Genomic DNA, 21431 nt, shown 5'->3' on the forward strand with positions numbered 1-21431 from the left:
TAGTTCATTTTGATAAAAAATCTAAGGGACAGTCATGGATCATCAGGTACTGTCATATGCTGTATAATAATTGGTTAAATTTTTTATAACTATATAGCAACCGGTTGCATTGTTTGCATATAGTTTTCCCTATATTGGAAATGCCTTTCAAAGCAGTTTATAATTGTATACCAAAGCTAGCCATTGGAAAATTTGGTGGATAGCAAGAATGTTTAAATGAAGGATAAGAATGTCAAAAAATACCGCTTACATGGGTCAAATGATTGTAGAGACTAGTTTAGTAGGGATTAATTTGATAATTTAGTTGACAGTTCAATACAGATTTTTTTGTATTGAAGATTACATACCTAAATATATGATACGAACTTTAGTGGTATTCACCTGGATGATGCTGACGTTTTTTTCTTATGGACAAAGCCAGCCTGTAACTTTTCAACGCTATTCTTCAAAGGATGGACTTTCTTCCAATACAATCTATAGTATCTACCGCGATAGTTATGGTTTTCTTTGGCTAGGAACAGAAGATGGGCTTAATCGCTTCGACGGACGTCATTACAATGTCTACCGCTATGATGCCAACAAAGAGAATAGTTTAATGGCAAACCATATTTCGGCTTTATGTGAAGACATGAAGGGAAGAATATGGATCGGTACAAATGGAGGGGGATTAAGTTATTATGATCGGGAAGCTGACCGGATCAGGTCGTACAATCTTACCCCTGATGGTAAATGGCTCAGTACCGCTATTAATGCGATCGATAAGGATGCAAGTGGAAATATCTGGATCGCTTCCTATGGTGCTTTGTATATTTTGGACGTCAATGATCTACAAAAGAGAATGGATCCAACTTATCGACGTATTGTAGAAGCTTTTGCCGGTAAAGTAACGGGCAGTGTTTTTCGTGACCGTAAGAACAACATGTGGGTGTCATCAGAGAATGGCATATTCCGCATATCAGCAGACCTAAAGACCATAAAACGTTTTGAAGTTCTTTCGGAAAAGGAAGGATATGGAAATGGAATTGAAATTAGTTCCATTGTTGAAGATGATCAGGGCCGTATCTGGGTCGGATCTATGCTCGGCCTTAAATATTTGAATCCGGGCGATTCGCAGTTCAATAAATTCAGCGCAGGAGAAGGGAAAGGAGCTTTAAGCAGCCCCCGCATTTACACCTTATGTTACAATCAAAAGCAAGACTTATGGATCGGAACGGACAAGGGTCTTGATGTGCTTAATACCAAGGATTTAACAATTCGGACCTTTAAGCCGGATCCAAGTAATGTTCATAGTCTTTCTCATAAATCGATACGATCTATTTTTGTCGATAATAGCGGAATTTACTGGATAGGTACCTTTCAGGGAGGGCTAAATAAATTCGATACCAATTTAAGCCAATTTAGATTAAAAAGTTTAGATTTTTTGGAGGGTATGACCGGTGACCCAGCTATAGTAACTTCTTTCGCGGCTTATCAGAATAAGATTTTTTTGGGCGTTGATGGTGGTGGTATCTGGAAATATGATCGAACCACAGATAGACTGTCGTCTGTTGAACTTTCGGCCAACTTACCTAAAGATCTTACGGTGTTGACTTTGGAAAGAAAATTCGATCAGCTTTGGATCGGTACCTATCAGCAAGGGGTTATCTGCTATGATCTGCTTAATGGAAATCTAAAAAGATATACTGTTGGTAACAGGGAAGATAATTTGAATAATAACGATATTTTTTGTTTAAAAGTAGATTTTCGGGGGAATACTTGGGTTGGGACGAATGGCGGCGGAGTGAACATCATTCAAAACGGGAGCGGTATCGTCAAAAAATACAAGCGCGAAGGGCCCTCAAACGATGGTATCGAATTACCGGCGAATTTTATACGTGCCCTGTCGGAAGATCAGCAACACAACATGTGGATAGGAACTTACGGCTCGGGCCTGGTGATGTATGATCCTTTCAAACAACAGACTACACTGTATGACAAAGCAAAAAATAAGCTCCCGAGCAATTATATATTAGCTGTACATACGGATAAAAATGGAAATTTATGGGTTGGAACAAATGGCAATGGAGTAGGTTTGCTGCGAAAAGGGAAAACACTATTTGAGACACTTTCTGAGAAAGATGGATTAGTGAATGGTGCTATTCAGAGTATTATCGAGGACGATAAGGGGAGGATCTGGTTTTCAACAAACAAAGGATTGAGTTGTTATTCTCCGGTGCAAAATAAGTTCAAAAACTATTCTAATGCTGTGGGATTGCAAGAAGGTGCTTTTATGCTCGGTGCCGCGTTAAAAACGGACGATGGAGAAATTTACTTTGGTGGTCAGAAAGGTTTTAACCATTTTTATCCGGCCCATTTAAAAACAAATGGTAATCCTGCCAAGGTAGCACTCACGGATCTAAAAATTGACAATGTGATCGTTCAGCCAACGGAAAAAGGGCCAATTCAGCAGTCTCTATTGACTGCCGATCGTATCAATCTGAAATACAAGCAAAATTTTTCAATTTCTTTTGCCGCGCTAAATCTAACTGTTCCTGAGGATAACCAATATGAGTACCGACTCGTTGGTTTTGACAAAAATTGGATTCGAAATGGAAAGGATAATAGTGCTTATTATACAAATTTGGATCCCGGAGATTATGTCTTTGAGGTGCGCGCAAGCAACAACGACGGTATTTGGAACAAGGAAATCAAATCGATTGCCATACATGTTGCTCCACCGTTCTGGCGCACCATTTATGCTTATCTATTTTATGTGTTGGCAGTATTGGGCAGTCTGCTGTGGATCAGACACCGAGGGATTCAAAAGTTAAAACAAAAATTTGCGATAGAACAAGAGCGTATCCAGGCGAGGCAGCTCATTGAACAACAAAAGAGAGATGCCGAGACAAAGCATCAAATAGATGCAATGAAAATCCGATTCTTAACAAATTTAAGTCATGAATTCCGTACCCCGATCTCTTTGATTACGGGACCCGTAGACGCTTTGATTGCCAAGAATAAAGACAGTAAACTGGGCGATCAACTAAATTTGGTAAGCCGTAACGCGCGGCGGCTTCTAAATCTGGTCAACCAATTACTGGATTTTCGTAAAATGGAATACCATGAATTGAAAGTGCAGGATGAAGATGGTGACTTGGTATCTTTTGTACAGGAAGTTTACCGTTCATTTCAGGATATGGCGCTGCAAAAGGGTATAGATTATTCTTTTTTTCCATGCCAGGAAAAATTGTATTGTCGTTTTGACCGAAATAAGGTTGAGCGCATTCTATTTAATTTAATCTATAACGCTTTTAAATTTACCAAAAAGGGTGGGGATATCGCTGTAAGTATATCCTCTATAAGCCTTGTCGACAAGAAACTGCAAGTTTCCTTTGAAGTGCGCGATACTGGTATCGGAATTCCCGAGCAATTGCAACAATCGATATTTGAGAGTTTTTTTCAGCATGATACTGAGGGCAAGGTGGCAAGTCAGGGTTCGGGTATTGGACTGTCAATTGCCCAGTCATTTGTTCAGATGTACCATGGTGAGATTTCGGTTAGCAGTCAACCCGACAGCGGAAGTACCTTTAAATTTGATCTATGGCTGGATCAAGCTGAGTCGGTATACGAGGAAGGGGCTGAACCGGAAGTAATCACGGAGACACAACCTGTGGAGCTTAGACAGTGCCCGCTTGTGTTGATTATTGAAGATGATGAAGATTTTAGGTACTACCTTAGCGAGTCTTTAAAGGAGTATTATCAGATTATCGAGGCTACTAACGGAAAGGATGGCTGGCAAAAAGCACTTTTTCATCACCCTGACCTTGTGGTGAGCGATGTTCAGATGCCGTATATGAATGGTATGGAATTTTCACAGAAGCTGGCGCAGGATAAACGGACAAAACATATTCCTGTTGTATTGCTGACGGCTTCACAGGTCGATAATGGTCTTGTTTGCGGACTTGAGTCGGGTGCGGTGGGTTACCTGACCAAACCTTTTGATATGGATGTATTGGTCGCGAAGGTTAACAGTTTGCTCCAGCTGAACCAAGCATTCAAGGAAGTCTATAGTAAACAAGTGTCTATTGTAGCTCCTGAAATGACGATCAGGTCCGAAAAAGATAAATTTTTACAAAAAGTACTCAATTATGTACACGATAATATCGATAATCCGCAGTTATCGGTCGAAGCGCTAAGTGCCCACACCTCCATGAGCCGTGCCTCCCTTTATAATAAGCTGCTGGAACTGACGGGCATGTCTCCCGTAGATTTTATACGCTCTGTGAAACTAGAAAAGGCGGCAGGTTTGCTGGAAAAAAGCGATAAGTCTATTTCTGAAATTGCTTATGAGACGGGATTTGCCAATCCAAACTATTTTACAAAAGTCTTTAAAGCAAAATATCAAATGACGCCAAGTGAATATATCCAATCGCATAAAAGTACATCCGTGCACTAAGCATAATATTGTTATTTAAAAGGTCGTTTTAGGTCAGTTTTTTAGGAGGGTAATCTGTTTTAAACATTTTTACCCTTCTTTTTTTTATTTGTTGCAATCCTATCTTGTTGAAAGCTATAGTTTTGTCTTATAACCAATCGCTGGAGTTCTAGCGAATACAAAACTAATCAACTAAAAAAAATGAAATTTTTTATCGACACGGCAAGTCTCAGTGAGATTCGTATGGCTCAAAATTTAGGTGTGCTGGATGGTGTAACGACCAATCCTTCGCTGATGGCCAAAGAGGGGATTACAGGAACTGCTCCTGTACATGCGCACTATAAAGCTATCTGTGCTATTGTAGACGGCGATGTAAGTGCTGAAGTGATTTCAACTGATTTTAACGCGATGATTGAGGAAGGTTTGCTCTTGGCGGCCTTAGACAATAAGATTGTTGTTAAAGTTCCGATGACTGAAGACGGCATTAAAGCAATTAAATATTTTAGTGCAAAACAAATTAAAACCAATTGCACGCTGGTCTTTTCTGCCGGGCAGGCACTTTTGGCCGCCAAAGCCGGGGCAACCTATGTATCGCCCTTTGTCGGTAGGCTCGATGATATCTCTGTCGATGGGCTGGCCTTGATCCGCGAAATTCGGACGATCTACGATAATTATGCTTTCCCTACCCAGATTCTTGCGGCTTCGGTACGTCATAGTGCGCATATCCTTGGCTGCGCCAAGATCGGTGCGGATGTGATGACTGGACCTTTACAGGCGATATTTTCCCTCTTAAAACATCCGTTGACGGACAGTGGCCTTGCTCAATTTTTAGCTGATCATAAACGCGTTGCCGCACAAAGTAACAATTGAGATGGTCATGACAAGACATAGTATCCATAATTTAGAAGCGATTGTTAAGCAAGTCCGAAGGGATATACTCCGTATGGTGCATGGTTGCCAGTCGGGGCATCCGGGAGGATCGTTGGGCTGCACCGAATTGTTGGTCTGCTTATACTTTGAATTGATGCAGCGAAACGATCAGTTTGATTTGAATGGCCTCGGGGAAGACCTGTTTTTCCTTTCCAATGGTCATATCTCTCCGGTATTTTATAGTGTGTTGGCGCGAGCAGGTTATTTTCCAATCGATGAACTTGCCACCTTCAGAAAACTCAATTCAAGACTGCAGGGACATCCGACTACGCATGAAGGACTGCCAGGTATCCGTGTCGCTTCGGGATCCTTGGGGCAAGGTCTTTCTGTCGCTATTGGTGCTGCTCAAGCCAAAAAATTAAATCAAGATAACCGCATGGTTTATGTGCTTATGGGCGATGGCGAATTGCAGGAAGGGCAGGTATGGGAAGCGGCCATGTATGCAGCTCACAACGAAATGGACAATTTGATTGCTATTGTAGATTACAATGGTGCGCAGATTGATGGGGCTACCAATGATGTCCTTTCGCTGGGCGACCTACCCCGCAAATGGATGGCATTTGGCTGGAAGGTTATAGAGGTTATGCGCGGTAATGACATTGGTTCTGTGATTTCAGGACTTCGAAAGGCGCAAGCTTCGACCGGAACTAAAATGCCTGTAATGGTGTTGCTACATACCGAAATGGGAAATGGAGTTGATTTTATGATGGGCTCACATAAATGGCATGGCATAGCGCCCAGTGATGAACAACTAGCTGTGGCCTTAAACCAGAATGCAGAAACATTGGGTGATTATATCGCCTAATCGTAGGACGATTTTGAAATAGATTAACATGAAAAAATATACATATACAGAATCAAAAGACACACGTTCTGGATTTGGTGCCGGTTTGCTGGAAGCAGGAAAGGATGATGAAAATGTGGTTGCACTCTGTGCAGACCTGATCGGTTCGCTCAAAATGAACGATTTCATCAAGGCCTTTCCGGAACGTTTTTTTCAGATCGGCATTGCCGAAGCAAATATGATGGGTATTGCAGCTGGACTTACCATCGGTGGAAAAATACCTTTTACAGGTACATTTGCTAATTTTTCCACAGGACGGGTATACGATCAGATTCGTCAATCTATTGCCTATTCGGATAAAAATGTGAAAATAGCGGCTTCGCATGCCGGCCTTACGTTGGGTGAAGATGGGGCGACCCATCAGATATTGGAAGATATTGGATTGATGAAAATGCTTCCAGGGATGACGGTTATCAATCCTTGCGATTATAATCAGACGAAGGCTGCAACGCTAGCTGCTGCCAAACACAAGGGGCCAGTCTACCTGCGGTTTGGACGACCCGTGGTGCCGGTTTTCACCCCGGAAGATCAGGAATTTGTGATCGGCGAAGCCGTGATGCTCAATCCGGGTACAACTGTGACTATTTTGGCAACTGGACATCTCGTCTGGGAAGCCATATGTGCCGGCGAAGAATTGGAAACATTAGGTATTGATGCCGAAATCATTAATATCCATACCATCAAACCTCTAGATGAGAAAGCCGTACTGACTTCTGTCGCTAAAACGGGCTGTGTTGTTACAGCCGAAGAGCATAATCGTATCGGTGGACTAGGAGATAGTGTAGCGCAACTGTTGGCAAAACAATTGCCTACTCCGCAGGAATATGTGGCTGTAAACGACAGCTTCGGTGAATCGGGACCGCCAAGTGCGCTGATGGATAAATATGGCTTAAACGCCGATGCTATTGTAGCTGCGGTATTAAGAGTACTCAAAAGGAAAGTGGTGATTTAGTTGAAATTGGGCTGTTGTCCCGTCATGGGTGATAGCCTCGCTATCTATTTGCTATTAAACCAATTATAATATGAAAAAGATGATCTGCACCATGTTGTGCGTTTTTTCCGCCAGCCTAGTGGCCCAGGCGCAGCAGACTGCCCCACAGGGATTTGATGTTGAACGAAAATTGACATCAACTGGGAAAATAGATTCCCTTGTTTATCCTTCAAAAACTGTAGGAGTTAAGAGGAAAGCGCTGATATATACCCCGCCGGGATACAGTGCAGCAAAAAAATACCCCGTATTATATCTCTTGCACGGAATTGGCGGTGATGAACGGGAATGGTTCAGACATGGAAGTCCTCAGGTTATTTTCGATAACCTGTATGCAGAAGGAAAAATGGAACCTATGTTGGTGATTATGCCCAATGGCCGCGCCATGGAAGATGACCGTGCTGGTGGAAATGTGATGGCACCGGATCGGGTAGCTGCGTTTTCAACTTTTGAAAAAGATCTGCTCGATGACCTGATTCCATTTGTTGAAAAGCAGTTTCCCGTTATCAAGGATCGCGAGCACCGCGCGATTTTTGGATTGTCTATGGGCGGTGGACAGGCCCTGAATTTTGGACTTGGCCATATCGATACTTTTGCCTGGGTGGGGGGCTTTTCCTCCGCGCCCAATACCAAGATGCCACAGGAATTACTGCCTGTTCCGAAAGAAGCTAAAGATAAATTAAAACTGCTGTGGATCTCCTGTGGTGACCAGGATGGTTTGCTCAATATCAGTAGGCGCACACATGAGTACCTTTCGGAACATGGGGTGCCTCATATTTACTATCTGGAGTCGGGCGGGCATGATTTCAATGTATGGAGGAATGATCTCTATAATGTTTCGCAATTGCTATTTAATGATAAGAAATAAGGGCCTTACTAATTTGATAATAGCAATAAACAATTCGACGGTTTGCCTTGGCCGTTCTTAAAATGAGTTTGTTAGTCCTGATGATTAATTCCGAAACTGCAAAAAATACTATCAAGAAAAATGATTGAAAAATTTATTTGGAAGTACATAAGCCTATTCATTGCGATCTTGTCACTGCATACTACATTGTTGTTTGCCCAAAAGCGATCGGCATTGACCCTATGGTATGATCGGCCTGCAGACGAAAAGGTATGGGAACAAGCTTTACCGCTTGGAAATGGTCGGTTGGGCGCGATGGTTTATGGAATTCCATCTTGTGAGCGTATGCAGCTTAATGAGGAAACAATTTGGGCGGGAGGTCCTTATCGCAACGATAATAAGAAAGGCGGCGCGGCATTAAAAACTATTCAGAATTATATATTCGATGGGAAACCAGCTGAAGCCGATAAGCTTGCAAATGAAACCTTCTTCACTAAGACACATGGCATGCCCTATCAAACGGCAGGAAATATTCTGCTGCGATTCCCTGGGCATGAACGGTACCGGCACTATTATCGCGAACTGGATATTGAACGGGCAGTTGCGTTGTCGCGTTATACAGTAGATGGGGTAACATTTACTAGAGAAGTTTTCACTTCGTTTGCTGATGATGCCATTGTTATGAAAATAAAGTCGAGCAAGAAGGGGAAACTCAATTTCACATTAACTTATGAGAATGAGTCGAAGCATACTATTTACAAAAACGGTGATAAGCTTATTTTAGAAGGACGAGGATCCGATCACGAGGGTATTAAAGGGCAGGTTGTTTATCAGATTCATACGGGAGTAAAGCATACCGATGGACAGCTTGTTGTGAAAGAGGAATCGATTGATATAAAAGATGCAAGTTCCGTTTGTCTTTATATTTCAATTGCGAGTAATTTTCAAAATTATAAACAACTGGGAGCTGATCCCTATAAGCTGGCTGCAGAAAGATTGCAAAAGGCAATGGACAAAGACTATCAGCAGGCTTCACACCAACATACCCTTGCTTACAGCAGACAGTTTAATCGATTCCAGCTGCATTTGGGGGATGCCAATAGCGAACAACAGTTGCCGCTGTCCGCGCGTATTGCAGACTTTGCCCGTACACAGGATCCGGCCTTAGTGACCTTGTTGGCTCAATTTGGGCGCTATTTGCTCATCTGCTCATCACAAGCGGGTGGCCAGCCTGCTAATCTACAAGGAATCTGGAACCGATCCATGCAACCAGCATGGGACAGTAAATATACAATCAATATAAATACCGAAATGAACTATTGGCCTGCAGAGGTCACCAACCTTTCCAGTACGCTTCAGCCGTTATTTTCCATGATCAAAGAACTCAGTGAACGTGGTGAAGAAACCGCGAAGACATTGTACCATGCCCGTGGCTGGGTGGCCCATCACAATACCGATATCTGGCGCGTGACGAGTCCGATTGATTTTGCGGCTGCCGGAATGTGGCCAAGTGGGGGGCTGTGGTTGTCCCAACATCTTTGGGAGCATTATCTTTTTACGGGAGATAAAGAGTTTTTGAGGCAACTTTACCCGGTTATGAAGGGAGCTTGCGACTTTCTTTTGTCTGCGCTTGTCGTGCATCGTGGTTATCCAGCTGAAAAATGGCTCGTCCTGAGTCCCTCAATTTCGCCCGAGCAAGGGCCACTTGCGGCAGGCGTGACCATGGATAATCAGCTATGCTACGACATGCTTACCCGTACCGCTTTGGCGGCGGAAGCGCTCGATATTGATACAATGTATAGGGATACATTGCTGGCAACGGCACGGCGGATTCCACCAATGCATATCGGTCGATTTAATCAGTTACAAGAATGGCTGGAAGATGTGGATGATCCTCAAAATCAACACCGGCATGTATCCCATTTATACGGATTGTTTCCAGGTAGTCAAATTTCACCGTTCCGTACGCCTAAATTGTTTGAGGCTGCGCGTAATTCATTGATATATCGAGGTGATTTTGCGACGGGATGGTCAATTGGATGGAAAATAAATTTATGGGCCCGTTTATTGGATGGAAACCATGCCTACGAAATTATAAAGAAAATGCTGAGCATTTCCGATGAAAACCATCCCGATGGACGTACCTATCCAAATCTTTTTACGGCACATCCTCCATTTCAGATTGACGGTAATTTTGGCTTAACAGCGGGTATTGCGGAGATGCTGGTCCAAAGCCACGATGGCGCTGTGCATCTGCTGCCAGCGATTCCCGATCAATGGAAAGAGGGTTGGGTAAAGGGTATCAAGGCGCGCGGTGGATTTGAAATTGAAATGCAATGGAAAAAAGGGAAGATAAAGGAGGTAATGGTCTTTTCACCTTTAGGCGGTAATTTGCGGCTACGGACAGCTTCGCCATTGAAAGGATCTGAACTTCAAATCGCAAAAGGCGATCAGACTAATACCCTTTTAGCTCCTGTAATAACACCAGTAAGTATTCAATCTGCAGATTCACAGCTGAAAGGAATTGAATTACCAAGCTATTATGAATACGATGTACAAACCTTGCCTGGAAAACATTATACTTTTAAGGCTTACTAAATTAATGCGACTAATAAATCCTGTCAATATGTTAAGAATGAAAATCGGCGCTTTTGTCTTCTCCTTAATGATCCCGTTTTTGGGAGCATTGGCGCAGCAAGCCCATAATCCAATCATCTTTGCTGACGTGCCCGATATGTCCATGATACGCGTCGGTGATACCTATTATATGAGCAGTACGACCATGCACATGAACCCCGGTGTCCCGATTATGAAGTCCAAAGACCTGGTCAATTGGACGTTGATTAATTATGCGTACGATCGTCTTGGCGATCAGGATGAACTCAATCTGTCAAACCATAAAAATGCGTATGGGCACGGCTCCTGGGCAAGCAGTTTGCGCTTTCATGAGGGGCGGTACTATGTCAGTACATTTTCGGCCAATACTGGAAAAACGCATGTCTACCACACAGCAGATATTGAACATGGCCCCTGGGTTTCGAAAGAATTTCAGCCGATGATGCACGATCATAGCTTATTCTTTGACGGAGGGAAAATATATATGATCTGGGGTGGGGGACGTATCTATATTGCTGAATTATTGCCTGATTTTTCAGGTGTTAAAGCCGGAACACAACGCGTATTGATAGACGATGCCTCTTTACCTTCCAAGCCTAAAGAAGGCAAAGCCGGTTTACCTGCTGAAGGATCCCAAATGTTTAAGATCAATGGTATGTATTATCTTTTTAATATTTCATGGCCAGCGGGAGGAATGCGCACGGTGATTGTACATCGGGCGAGCCAATTGGAAGGTCCGTATGAGGGGAAAGTGGTTTTGCAGGATCAGGGTGTGGCACAGGGAGGTCTGATTGATATGCCCAACGGAAAATGGTATGCTTATCTTTTTCAGGATTATGGTGCTGTAGGCCGAATTCCGTTTTTGGTTCCTGTCAAATGGGAAGATGGATGGCCAGTGCTTGGTATTGACGGAAAAGTCCCGGCCACATTGGATCTTCCCGCAAATAAAAGCTTAAGCCCCGGAATTGTTGACTCGGATGATTTTGACCGGAAAGCCGGACAAGCCGCCCTTCCCCTGGCATGGCAATGGAACCATAACCCAGTTGTTGATCTTTGGTCAGTGACCGAACGCAGTGGCTTTTTAAGACTGCGAACCGGCGACCTTACTGATGACTTTCTTTCAGCTAAAAATACATTGACGCAACGGACCATCGGCCCGAGCTGCAGCGCCGCTATTGCTGTAGAGGTTTCTAACATGAAAGATGGTGATTTTGCAGGATTATCGCTATTGCAGAAAGACTATGGTTTAGTAGGAGTCCGGATGGAAGGAAATACAAAATCGTTGGTAATGATTAATGCGATGACGGGGGCGCCACAAGAACTGGCGAAGATCAATCTCAAACAGCAGCGTATATTTCTTAAAGCAAACTGCGATTTTTCAAACAAAAAAGATACGGCCCAATTTTTTTATAGTACCGATGGACACCATTGGAAGATGATAGGTAACGTGCTAAAAATGAGTTACACCATCCCTCATTTTATGGGGTATCGGTTCGGACTTTTTAACTATGCGAGTAAAGAGGCTGGTGGTTACGTAGATTTTGATTACTTCCATTTAACCATAAATTAAGATGATATGAGGAAACAATTTTTTACGTTATTGCTGTTTGGATTCCAATTCCTGTTTTTGCCTTCAATAAATACGTTAAAAGCACAAAATCCGATCGTACAGACATCCTATACGGCGGATCCGGCACCATTAGTGTATAATAACCGTCTTTATCTTTATACCACGCAGGATGAAGAAGAATCCACCTGGTTTAATATGAACAATTGGCGGGTGTATTCAACCAATGACATGGTGAACTGGACCGACCATGGTGCGATTCTCTCTTATACAGATTTTGAATGGGCAAAAGGGGATGCTTGGGCGGCGCAATGTGTTGAAAAGAATGGTAAATTTTATCTATATGTGCCTGTTATTTCTAAACTCAACAATCGTGGTGCGATCGGTGTTGCAGTTGCTGATAGTCCGTTGGGACCTTTTCATGATCCCTTGGGAAAACCATTACTACAGAGTGAATGGGGCGATATCGATCCGACTGTGTTTATTGATGACGATGGTGAGGCACATATGTACTGGGGGAATCCTCAGCTGAAATATGTTAGGCTGAATGAAGATATGATCTCTTATGCGGGTGATATCGTTGAGGTTCCGATGACAGCAGCATCATTTGGAAAAAGAGCGGGAGATCCGAAACGACCTACAACCTACGAGGAAGGTCCCTGGTTGTACAAAAGAAACAGCTTGTATTATCTTTTTTGGCCGGGAGGCCCTTTACCTGAATTTATTGGGTATTCGACCAGCAAAAAAGCCGAAGGACCCTGGAAGTATGGTGGTGTAGTTATGTCAGCCGAAGGAAAAGCATTTACAAACCATCCTGGTGTTGTCGATTTTAAAGGGAAGACTTATTTCTTTTATCACAATGGAGCTTTACCCGGTGGGGGAGGTTTCACGCGCTCTGTTGCTGTGCAGGAATTAAACTTTAATCCAGACGGCAGTATCCCGCCGATGAAAATGACTGCAGGAATTACTCAGGGGCTAGCAAACGTAAACCCTTACGAACTTCATCAGGCCGAAATGATGGCTTGGTCCGAGCATGTTAAATCCTATCAGCGTGAAAAAGTAGGTGTTTTTATAAAGGCAAGGAAAGATGGAGCTTATACCTGTGTGAAAAATGTTGACTTTGGTGAGAAAGGTGCCCGCACTTTTTTTGCACGGGTGGGAACAACACATAACGGTGGAGTCAGCATGGAGGTTCGTTCGGGAGCGATCGACGGGGCTTTATTAGCTACCATACAAGTTCCTATGACAGGGGGCGATGACCGGTGGACTACAGTGGAGACCGTACTAGCCGATAAAGTGAAAGGAATACACGATTTATACTTTGTTTTTAAAGGCAAGGCTCCGTCGAATATTCTGTTTTTCGATTGTTGGAAATTTGGAAGGTAATGTGGTAGAATATGTTTTTTAGAATAGAAAATGTCTTTTGGTTTTCATCTTTTTTTAGTCGTCTAACGCTGGTTACTGTTTGGCTTCTCGGACTACTACCATGTGCTGCCAGTGTACGCTTGCCAGCAGTCCTGGGGGACCAGATGGTTCTACAGCGGGATATCGATCTCAATATTTGGGGATGGGCAGCGAAAGGCGAAAAGATTACTCTTCGTTTTAGAGGTGCATACTATTATACAGAAGCAGGGCGGGATGGTAAGTGGTCTGTGCATATCCCGCCACAGCATTACGGTGGTCCTTATCTCATGGAGATCAATGACATTGTTATTCGGGATGTGTTAATTGGCGATGTCTGGCTCTGTTCGGGGCAGTCGAATATGGAGACACCGATTAAGCGGCTTGTGGAACGTTTTCCTGAAATAAATGAGTCGAATAATCATATGATCCGTTATTTCAAGGTGCCGACACAAAATAGTCTAGTGGATAGGCAGGAAGATATACCTTCTGGTGAACGATGGCATTCGGGAATCGCCTCTGATGTTATGAATTGGACGGCATTGGCCTATTTTTATGCTATGGAGTCCTATCGGCATAATGGTATTCCTGTCGGAATGATCGTATCTAGTCTCGGCGGATCAGGAATAGAGCGCTGGATTGATCAGAAATATCTGAAAAAGTTTCCTGAATTGTTGCTAGACCAACATGCTGTCGATAGCCTTCGGTTGGCCGAAAGAGATCTGGGAGCGGATTATTGGACGGAAGAAGAATATAACGATTCGGATTGGCCAACGGTGCTGGTGCCTGGATACTGGGAAAAAGCGCAGCGAACTACTAAAGGGGTACGTTATTACCGTAAGAATTTCACTGTTCCGGAAGCTAAAGAAGGGCGGCATGCTAAGTTGTATTTGGGGACTTTGATCGATAGCGATTCGGTGTATGTCAATGGTCATTTTGTAGGTTCTACTGCCTACCGTTACCCGCCACGGATTTACGATATTCCTGCAGGGATACTTCATGCAGGAAGAAATAATTTAACCGTGCGCCTGCGATCGGATGGAGGGGATGGCGGATTTACACCCGATAAATCCTATAAGATTAGATTGGACGATGTATGTATTGATCTTGCAGGCGAATGGCGTTGGCAAATTGCGATCGACCAGGAAGAAGTTGAAAAGTATAAAAGCCGCCTGCGGCATTTGGGGCAGGTTGGTTCGGGCCTGTATAACGGAATGATCTATCCATTGCGCGGCTATGGAATAAAAGGTGTTCTCTGGTATCAAGGGGAAGCAAATGCGGTTGATCCATCCTATTATCAAAGCTATCTTACTCGTTTGATCAGTAATTGGCGCGCGCAATTTGGTCAGCCTCAGCTTCCTTTTTTGATGGTGCAGCTGCCCAATTTTATGGCCAAAGATACGGTACCGGCGGAGTCTAACTGGGCAAGGATCAGGGAGGCTCAATTTGAGGTTAGCAAAGAGGTTCCTTTAACAGCGCTCGCCGTGACTTATGATCTTGGTGAGTGGAATGATATACATCCGCTAAATAAGAAGGATATGGCAAAGCGATTATTTCTATGCGCGCGTAAGATGTTGTATGGTGAACAGGTAGTCGCCTCCGGCCCACGGTTTAAACATATGCGGACCGATGGAAATCAAGTTGTCGTTTCATTCAACGAAATTGGAAAGGGACTGGCTATCCGTCATGGTAAAAAATTGCAACATTTTGCGATTGCAGGTTCAGACCGAAAATTTGTATGGGCGAATGCAATTATACGTGGGAATGAGGTTGTATTGAGTCATCCAAAGATCAGCAATCCACAGGCAGTCCGCTATGCATGGAGCAATAATCCCGAAGATGCAAATCTAGTCAATAAGGAAGGAATGCTAGCTGTGCCATTTCGTACCGATAATTGGTAGCATGAGTAGTTCGAAGCAAAAAAATCAATTGAAAAGTATAAAATATAATTCAGCAATTTAAGTAATTAATATAATCAATTTATGAAGGGACTAAATATTGTCTTAAAAAAACGGACAATGGTATTGTTATTATCCGTTACGGGAATTTTATCAACAACACGGGCGTTGGGGCAGCAGCAAAATATGGTGAAGGATCTCAGTAAGGGGTTTGTGCACCAGTCTATAGGTAATCCATACCTACCACTTTGGGAGCATCTCCCTGATGGTGAACCCCGTGTTTTTGAAGATCCTGACCAGCCAGGGAAATATCGCGCATATATCATTGGTTCCCATGATTTACGTTTTACGAGTTATTGTGGACCTGACATTCGGATGTGGTCAGCGCCGATTGAAAACTTAACGAGCTGGCGAGACGAGGGTGCTATTTTTAGCTATCCGATTGATGGAAAATGGGATGTGATGTATGCCCCAGATCTTGTAGAGGTCAAACGTAAAGATGGAAAAAAAGAATACTACTTGTTTCCGCACAGCAGAGGAGATAAACGTGAAGCAATGGTAGTCAAAGGCGATCGACCGAATGGCCCCTTTAAACCTATAAACCTCACGGAAGACGGCAAACGTACTTTGCCCGGAAGTATCTTAGGGTTTGACCCGGCTGTTTACATTGAATATGTGACGGATCCCAAAGATCCTGATTATGAAATTGGATTCCGGGCATACGGTTTTTGGGGGTTTCAACGCTCGATGGCGGCACAGTTAGATCAGAAAACGATGTATTCGCTACGACCAGGTACCGAAATTATTAATTATCTATTGCCAGCAAGTGCACGATATGGTGAATTGCGTGATCCAAAAGGTACCGCGTATCCTAATATTTTTGAGGGGGAGGATTTAGGAACTTTTAATTTTTTTGAAGCTTCATCAATTCGTAAAGTCGGCAACAAGTATGTTTCGGTATACAGCGGCTATTCGGGTCCTGAATATGGGGTAGGAAGCTCAAATTCAACCTTGCGGTATGCGGTGGCGGATTCACCATTGGGGCCCTGGAAGAGTGGTGGTGTTTTGGTCGATTCGCGTGCTCCAGTATTAAATAAAGACGGATCGGCTATCGAAACCAGCAATGCGGGGCATAATACCCATGGCAGTATCGAACTGATCAATGGACAATGGTACGTATTTTACCATAGACCGCCACGCGGATTTGGCTTTGCACGGCAGGCGGTAGTGGAACCTATCAAAGTTTCGTGGGATGAAAAAAGCGTAAAAGATGGTGGGATGGTTTCTATCCGTGCTTTTGACCCATTTCAAGAAAATTTAACCATCAAAGATAAGCAGGGAAAAGAATATAAAGGCGCAGAGGTGACATCGGAAGGATTCCATTTCTATGGATTAGACCCCTATCGGTATTACTCGGCTGGATATGCCTGTTATCTTTCAGATATCAGTTTACAACAGGATTCATGGGACGTATGGGATAACCATATGCCTGTGACAAATATGAAAAATGGAACTATCGCAGGTTTTAAATATTTTGGTTTTGGAGGCCTAAAACAGGATAAATTTGGATTAAAGGCGTTTGAGGGAACAAAAAAAGGAAATCGTACGACCTTCAATCTGTTTATTACACCAAAAACACAAGCTTCATTTAAAGTTAACGTGTGGCTGGATGGCCCTTGGGATAACGAAACCTGGAAAGGAAAGCGTATTGCTCAAATAACAGTTCCTGCAAATACCGCGACAACAGTAAAGCAATTTACGGTCGATGTTTCTAATTATGTCGATCACTTGGATGGCAAACATGCCTTGTTTCTGGTCGCTGAGGGTGAAGAGGGCAAGCCACTTTTTGATTTTATAGGATTGGGATTTAGTTCGAAAGACAAAAAAATTGAACGTCCGGTACCGCCTTCGGTTACGATTACAGTGAATGGAAAAAAACTAATGTTGCCTTCGATTCCTGTGCGATCTACCGATGAGAACGGCATCGTTGGTTACAACCATTATGAAGTTACTTTTCCAATGGAAACCAACGACAAGAAGATTCCTGTGGTGAAGGCTATGGCAAATAACCCTGAAGTTGAAATCAAAGTTAAACAAGGCAGCTCGGTGACTGGTTACGCACAGGTCGATTGTGTTTACAAAGGACAAACCAAAAGCTATCTTGTAAAGTATGTAAAGAATTGAACCGTTAGCCGGTAAGCGGTTTTACAAACATGTGGAAAAAGGCTGTCCAATGGAAATGGACAGCCTTTTTTAAACATTTTTATTGGAATATAAAACATTTGTATTGGTTCTCGGTAGAAAGCTACTTGTAGTTTTACCCTTGTAATTCAACTAATCGAATAACCAATTATATGGATCAAAGTATAACAGAGGTAAAGCCTATTAAAGGTTTTTACAAACTTTCAATGAAACAACGGGTGGGGTTTGGCGCTGGTGATCTTGCACAGAATCTTATTTACCAGACTGTTTCGATGTACCTCCTGATTTTTTATACCAATGTTTATGGAATTTCTGCTGCTTCGGCAGGAGTCATGTTTCTCATTGTTCGAATTGTGGATGTGCTGTGGGATCCCATTGTAGGTGCATTTGTCGATAAGAGAAATCCCCGGATGGGAAAGTACAGATCCTATTTGGTGCTGGGAGGAATTCCATTGACAGGGTTTGCAATTCTGTGTTTTTGGAATGGCTTTTCGGGTTCTTTGGCCTACGCTTATATTACATATGTTGGCCTTTCAATGCTTTATACTTTAGTGAATGTTCCCTATGGTGCTCTAAATGCTTCCTTGACGAGGGATACGGACGAGGTGACAAAACTAACATCGACGCGCATGTTTATGGCGAACGTGGGCGGACTGGCTGTTGGATATGGTGTACCGCTGGTCGTACAGTATCTCGCTCCGGATGGAAAGATAAACTCAAAAGATTCGGCCGAAGCCTGGTTTACAACGATGCTGATCTATGCTTTAGTCGGATTGGCGCTTCTGATTTTTTGTTTCTCACAAACAAAAGAACGGGTTATTATGGATGAAAAGGATACTGATAATGTACGCGTATCTGATCTATGGCGAGAATTTAAGCACAATAGGCCTTTGCGTATTTTGGCCTTTTTTTTCATTACAGCATTTGCGATGATGGCCATCGGTAATTCGGCAGGATCCTACTACATGATCTATAATGTACATGCTCCGGATATGCTGCCTTATTTTATGGCTCTGGGCTCCCTGCCTGCTTTTATTTTTATGCCATTGGTGCCGGCTATCAAACGTACAATAGGAAAGAAGCAAATGTTCTATGTTTTTCTGAGTGTCGCTATCCTTGGAATGCTCATGTTGTACATAATTTCATCCAACGAGACACTCAAGAGTAATATTGGACTGGTATTGGCTGCTCAGTTTATCAAGTCAACGGGTGTAATCGTCGCTACGGGGTATATGTGGGCTCTTGTGCCTGAGGTCATATCTTATGGTGAATATAAAACCGGTAAGCGTATTTCGGGTATTGTCAATGCACTGACAGGTATTTTTTATAAGGCTGGAATGGCATTGGGAGGTGTCGTCCCTGGATTGGTACTGACTTATGTTGAATTTGATAAAGATAATGCCGTAAGACAATCTGCATTGGCTGAAAAGGGAATTCTATGGTTGGTGGCTGTTATTCCTGCCGTTCTTTTGGTGCTCGCGATGTATGTTATCTCCAAATACGAACTGGATGATATAACGATCGACAAAATCAACCAAGATATAGAATCAAGACATACTTATTAATCAAAAATAAACCATGAAGATGTTAAAAACTATTGTTGTGGCAGTAGCAGCCTTACTATTTGGTCCTGCTGCTTCAGCCACTTTGCAGAACCTGAAGCGGGCTCCTGATTCATTGACCTTGAAAGATGCATTTGAGGGTAAATTTTTTATAGGAACAGCATTAAACCTTGATCAGATATGGGAGCGCGATCAGGCAGCGGTCGCGGTGGTCAAAACGCAGTTCAACTCCATAGTTGCCGAAAATTGTATGAAAAGTATGTTTTTGCAACCAAGGGAAGGTGAGTTCGATTTTAAAGATGCGGACCGTTTTGTCGCATTTGGAGAAAAAAATAAAATGCAAATTATCGGTCATACGCTGATTTGGCATTCGCAGACACCAGCTTGGTTTTTTGTCGATAAAAATGGGAAAGAGGTCACCCGAGAGGTACTTATCGAACGCATGCAGAAGCATATACAAACCGTTGTTTCCCGTTATAAAGGAAGGGTATTTGGTTGGGATGTGGTGAATGAGGCCATATTGGATAATGGAGAATGGCGTAAAAGCAAATTCTACCAGATCATCGGGCCGCAATTCATTGAATTGGCCTTCAAATTTGCGCATGAGGCAGATCCAAATGCAGAATTATATTATAACGATTATTCAACTGCTATCCCCGAAAAAAGAAAGGGTATTATGCGCATGGTGCAACAGGTAAAGGTTGCCGGTGGGCAGGTCACTGGAATTGGTATGCAGGAACATAATGCATTGGACAATCCATCGGTCGATGAAGTCGAAAAAACCATACTCGGATTTGCGGGGCTTGGTGCGAAGGTAATGGTGACGGAAATGGATATTTCGGTCCTACCGCATGTACGTCCCAATATGGGAGCGGAAATAGGGGAGCGTCATGCCTACAGTAAAGCGATGAATCCGTACGAAAAAGGACTTCCTGCAGCGAAAATGAATGAGTTGGGAGCGAGATATGTAGCTTTTTTTAATTTATATCTCAAACATCGGGATAAAATATCACGTGTGACATTGTGGGGTGTTGGCGATGGAGACTCATGGAAGAATGGCTGGCCTATTCCGGGACGGACAGACTATCCGTTGTTATTTGACCGGAATTATCAGCCCAAACCTTTTGTAAAGGATATTATTGCGTTGACTCAAAAAAAAAAGAAATAAGAAAAATGAACAAAAGTAAGTATTTATATCCCGGAGATTACATGGCTGATCCTTCAGCACATGTTTTTGAAAACAAAATTTATATTTATCCCTCTCACGATAGGGAAAGCGGCATCCCCGAAAATGATAACGGCGACCATTTTGATATGCAGGATTACCATGTATTTTCCCTAGAAGATATCAATGCGGAGGTTGTTGATCATGGAAAGGTATTGGATGTAAAAAACATTCCCTGGGCCGGTCGTCAGCTTTGGGATTCCGATGTAGCCGAGAAAGATGGGAAGTACTATATGTATTTCTCCATGAAAGACAAAAACGATATTTTTAGACTGGGTGTCGCTATGGCAGACCAACCCTATGGACCATTTGTGCCGCAGGATAATCCAATTAAGGGAAGCTACAGTATTGATCCATGTGCTTTTAAAGATACAGATGGTTCCTATTATTTATATTTTGGTGGTATATGGGGTGGACAGCTCCAATTTTATCGGAATAATAAGATTGTTTCGCCTAATGAATTGCCAAAATCTGATGAAACTGCATTGTCGCCTAAGGTTGTCAAGATGTCTGCTGGTATGCTGGAGTTTTCGGAACAGCCGCGGGATCTAGTTATTTTAGATAAAGAGGGCAAACCATTAAAGCATGGGGATACGGAAAAGCGATTTTTTGAAGCTTCCTGGATGCATAAATATCAAGGTAAGTATTATTTTTCCTATTCTACAGGCGACAGCCATTTGATTTGTTATGCCATCGGAGACAATCCTTATGGACCATTTACTTATCAAGGGGTGATCTTATCGCCTGTTGTTGGTTGGACCACACACCACAGCATCGTGGAATTCAAGGGCAAGTGGTACCTATTTTATCACGACTCGGTTCCATCTGGAGGAAAGACCTGGCTCAGAAGCATGAAAGTTATTGAGTTGACGTATGATGAGAATGGTCATATTAAGCCAATAGATGGATTGTCTTCTTAAAAGATGTATTAGTTTTT

At 42.9% G+C, this 21431-nt stretch carries 13 protein-coding genes; all 13 read left to right on the forward strand.

All coding sequences use genetic code 11. The features are described 5' to 3' along the window. Positions 1-355 precede the first annotated feature (355 nt). The 13 genes from B4N43_RS11105 to B4N43_RS11165 all read left to right on the forward strand — a co-directional run bounded on the left by B4N43_RS11105 (position 356) and on the right by B4N43_RS11165 (position 21414). Positions 356-4435: a hybrid sensor histidine kinase/response regulator transcription factor gene (locus B4N43_RS11105; protein WP_286734675.1), complete on the forward strand. Its 4080-nt coding sequence runs from the start codon at positions 356-358 to the stop codon at positions 4433-4435. Positions 4436-4615: 180 nt separating this feature from the next. Next, positions 4616-5284, forward strand: coding sequence for a fructose-6-phosphate aldolase (gene fsa / locus B4N43_RS11110; RefSeq protein WP_075993561.1), 669 nt, complete (start codon positions 4616-4618; stop codon positions 5282-5284). Positions 5285-5291: 7 nt separating this feature from the next. Further along, positions 5292-6149 carry a transketolase gene (locus B4N43_RS11115; RefSeq protein WP_198385951.1) on the forward strand — a complete coding sequence of 286 codons (858 nt, stop codon included), beginning with the start codon at positions 5292-5294 and terminating at the stop codon, positions 6147-6149. A 28-nt stretch (positions 6150-6177) separates the two neighbouring features. Beyond that, on the forward strand, positions 6178-7140 hold the full coding sequence (locus B4N43_RS11120) for a transketolase family protein (RefSeq protein WP_075993559.1): 963 nt from the start codon (positions 6178-6180) through the stop codon (positions 7138-7140). A gap of 70 nt (positions 7141-7210) precedes the next feature. Continuing rightward, complete coding sequence (locus tag B4N43_RS11125; RefSeq protein WP_286734676.1) at positions 7211-8044, forward strand: alpha/beta hydrolase; 834 nt, start codon at positions 7211-7213, stop codon at positions 8042-8044. A 120-nt stretch (positions 8045-8164) separates the two neighbouring features. Beyond that, entirely contained in the window at positions 8165-10621 is a 2457-nt protein-coding gene (locus B4N43_RS11130; RefSeq protein WP_286734677.1) for a glycoside hydrolase family 95 protein, read from the forward strand. Between the two features lie 28 nt (positions 10622-10649). Beyond that, positions 10650-12209, forward strand: coding sequence for a glycoside hydrolase 43 family protein (locus B4N43_RS11135; RefSeq protein WP_286734678.1), 1560 nt, complete (start codon positions 10650-10652; stop codon positions 12207-12209). A gap of 6 nt (positions 12210-12215) precedes the next feature. Then, a complete protein-coding gene (locus B4N43_RS11140) occupies positions 12216-13592 on the forward strand; it encodes a glycoside hydrolase family 43 protein (protein ID WP_286734679.1) in 1377 nt (458 codons plus the stop codon). 11 nt (positions 13593-13603) lie between these two features. Next, positions 13604-15508 carry a sialate O-acetylesterase gene (locus B4N43_RS11145; protein WP_286734680.1) on the forward strand — a complete coding sequence of 635 codons (1905 nt, stop codon included), beginning with the start codon at positions 13604-13606 and terminating at the stop codon, positions 15506-15508. Between the two features lie 81 nt (positions 15509-15589). Continuing rightward, positions 15590-17689 (forward strand): hypothetical protein, encoded by a 2100-nt coding sequence (locus B4N43_RS11150; RefSeq protein ID WP_208734209.1) that lies wholly within the window; start codon positions 15590-15592, stop codon positions 17687-17689. A 170-nt stretch (positions 17690-17859) separates the two neighbouring features. Continuing rightward, positions 17860-19272, forward strand: coding sequence for an MFS transporter (locus tag B4N43_RS11155; protein WP_248932070.1), 1413 nt, complete (start codon positions 17860-17862; stop codon positions 19270-19272). Positions 19273-19291: 19 nt separating this feature from the next. Further along, positions 19292-20437 (forward strand): endo-1,4-beta-xylanase, encoded by a 1146-nt coding sequence (locus tag B4N43_RS11160; protein ID WP_286734683.1) that lies wholly within the window; start codon positions 19292-19294, stop codon positions 20435-20437. 5 nt (positions 20438-20442) lie between these two features. After that, positions 20443-21414, forward strand: a complete 972-nt coding sequence (locus tag B4N43_RS11165) for a glycoside hydrolase family 43 protein (RefSeq protein ID WP_075993552.1) — start codon at positions 20443-20445, stop codon at positions 21412-21414. Positions 21415-21431: the final 17 nt, after the last annotated feature.

It is taken from the genome of Sphingobacterium sp. UBA1897 (assembly GCF_002337775.1).
GTDB classification, from domain to species: Bacteria; Bacteroidota; Bacteroidia; order Sphingobacteriales; family Sphingobacteriaceae; genus Sphingobacterium; species Sphingobacterium siyangense.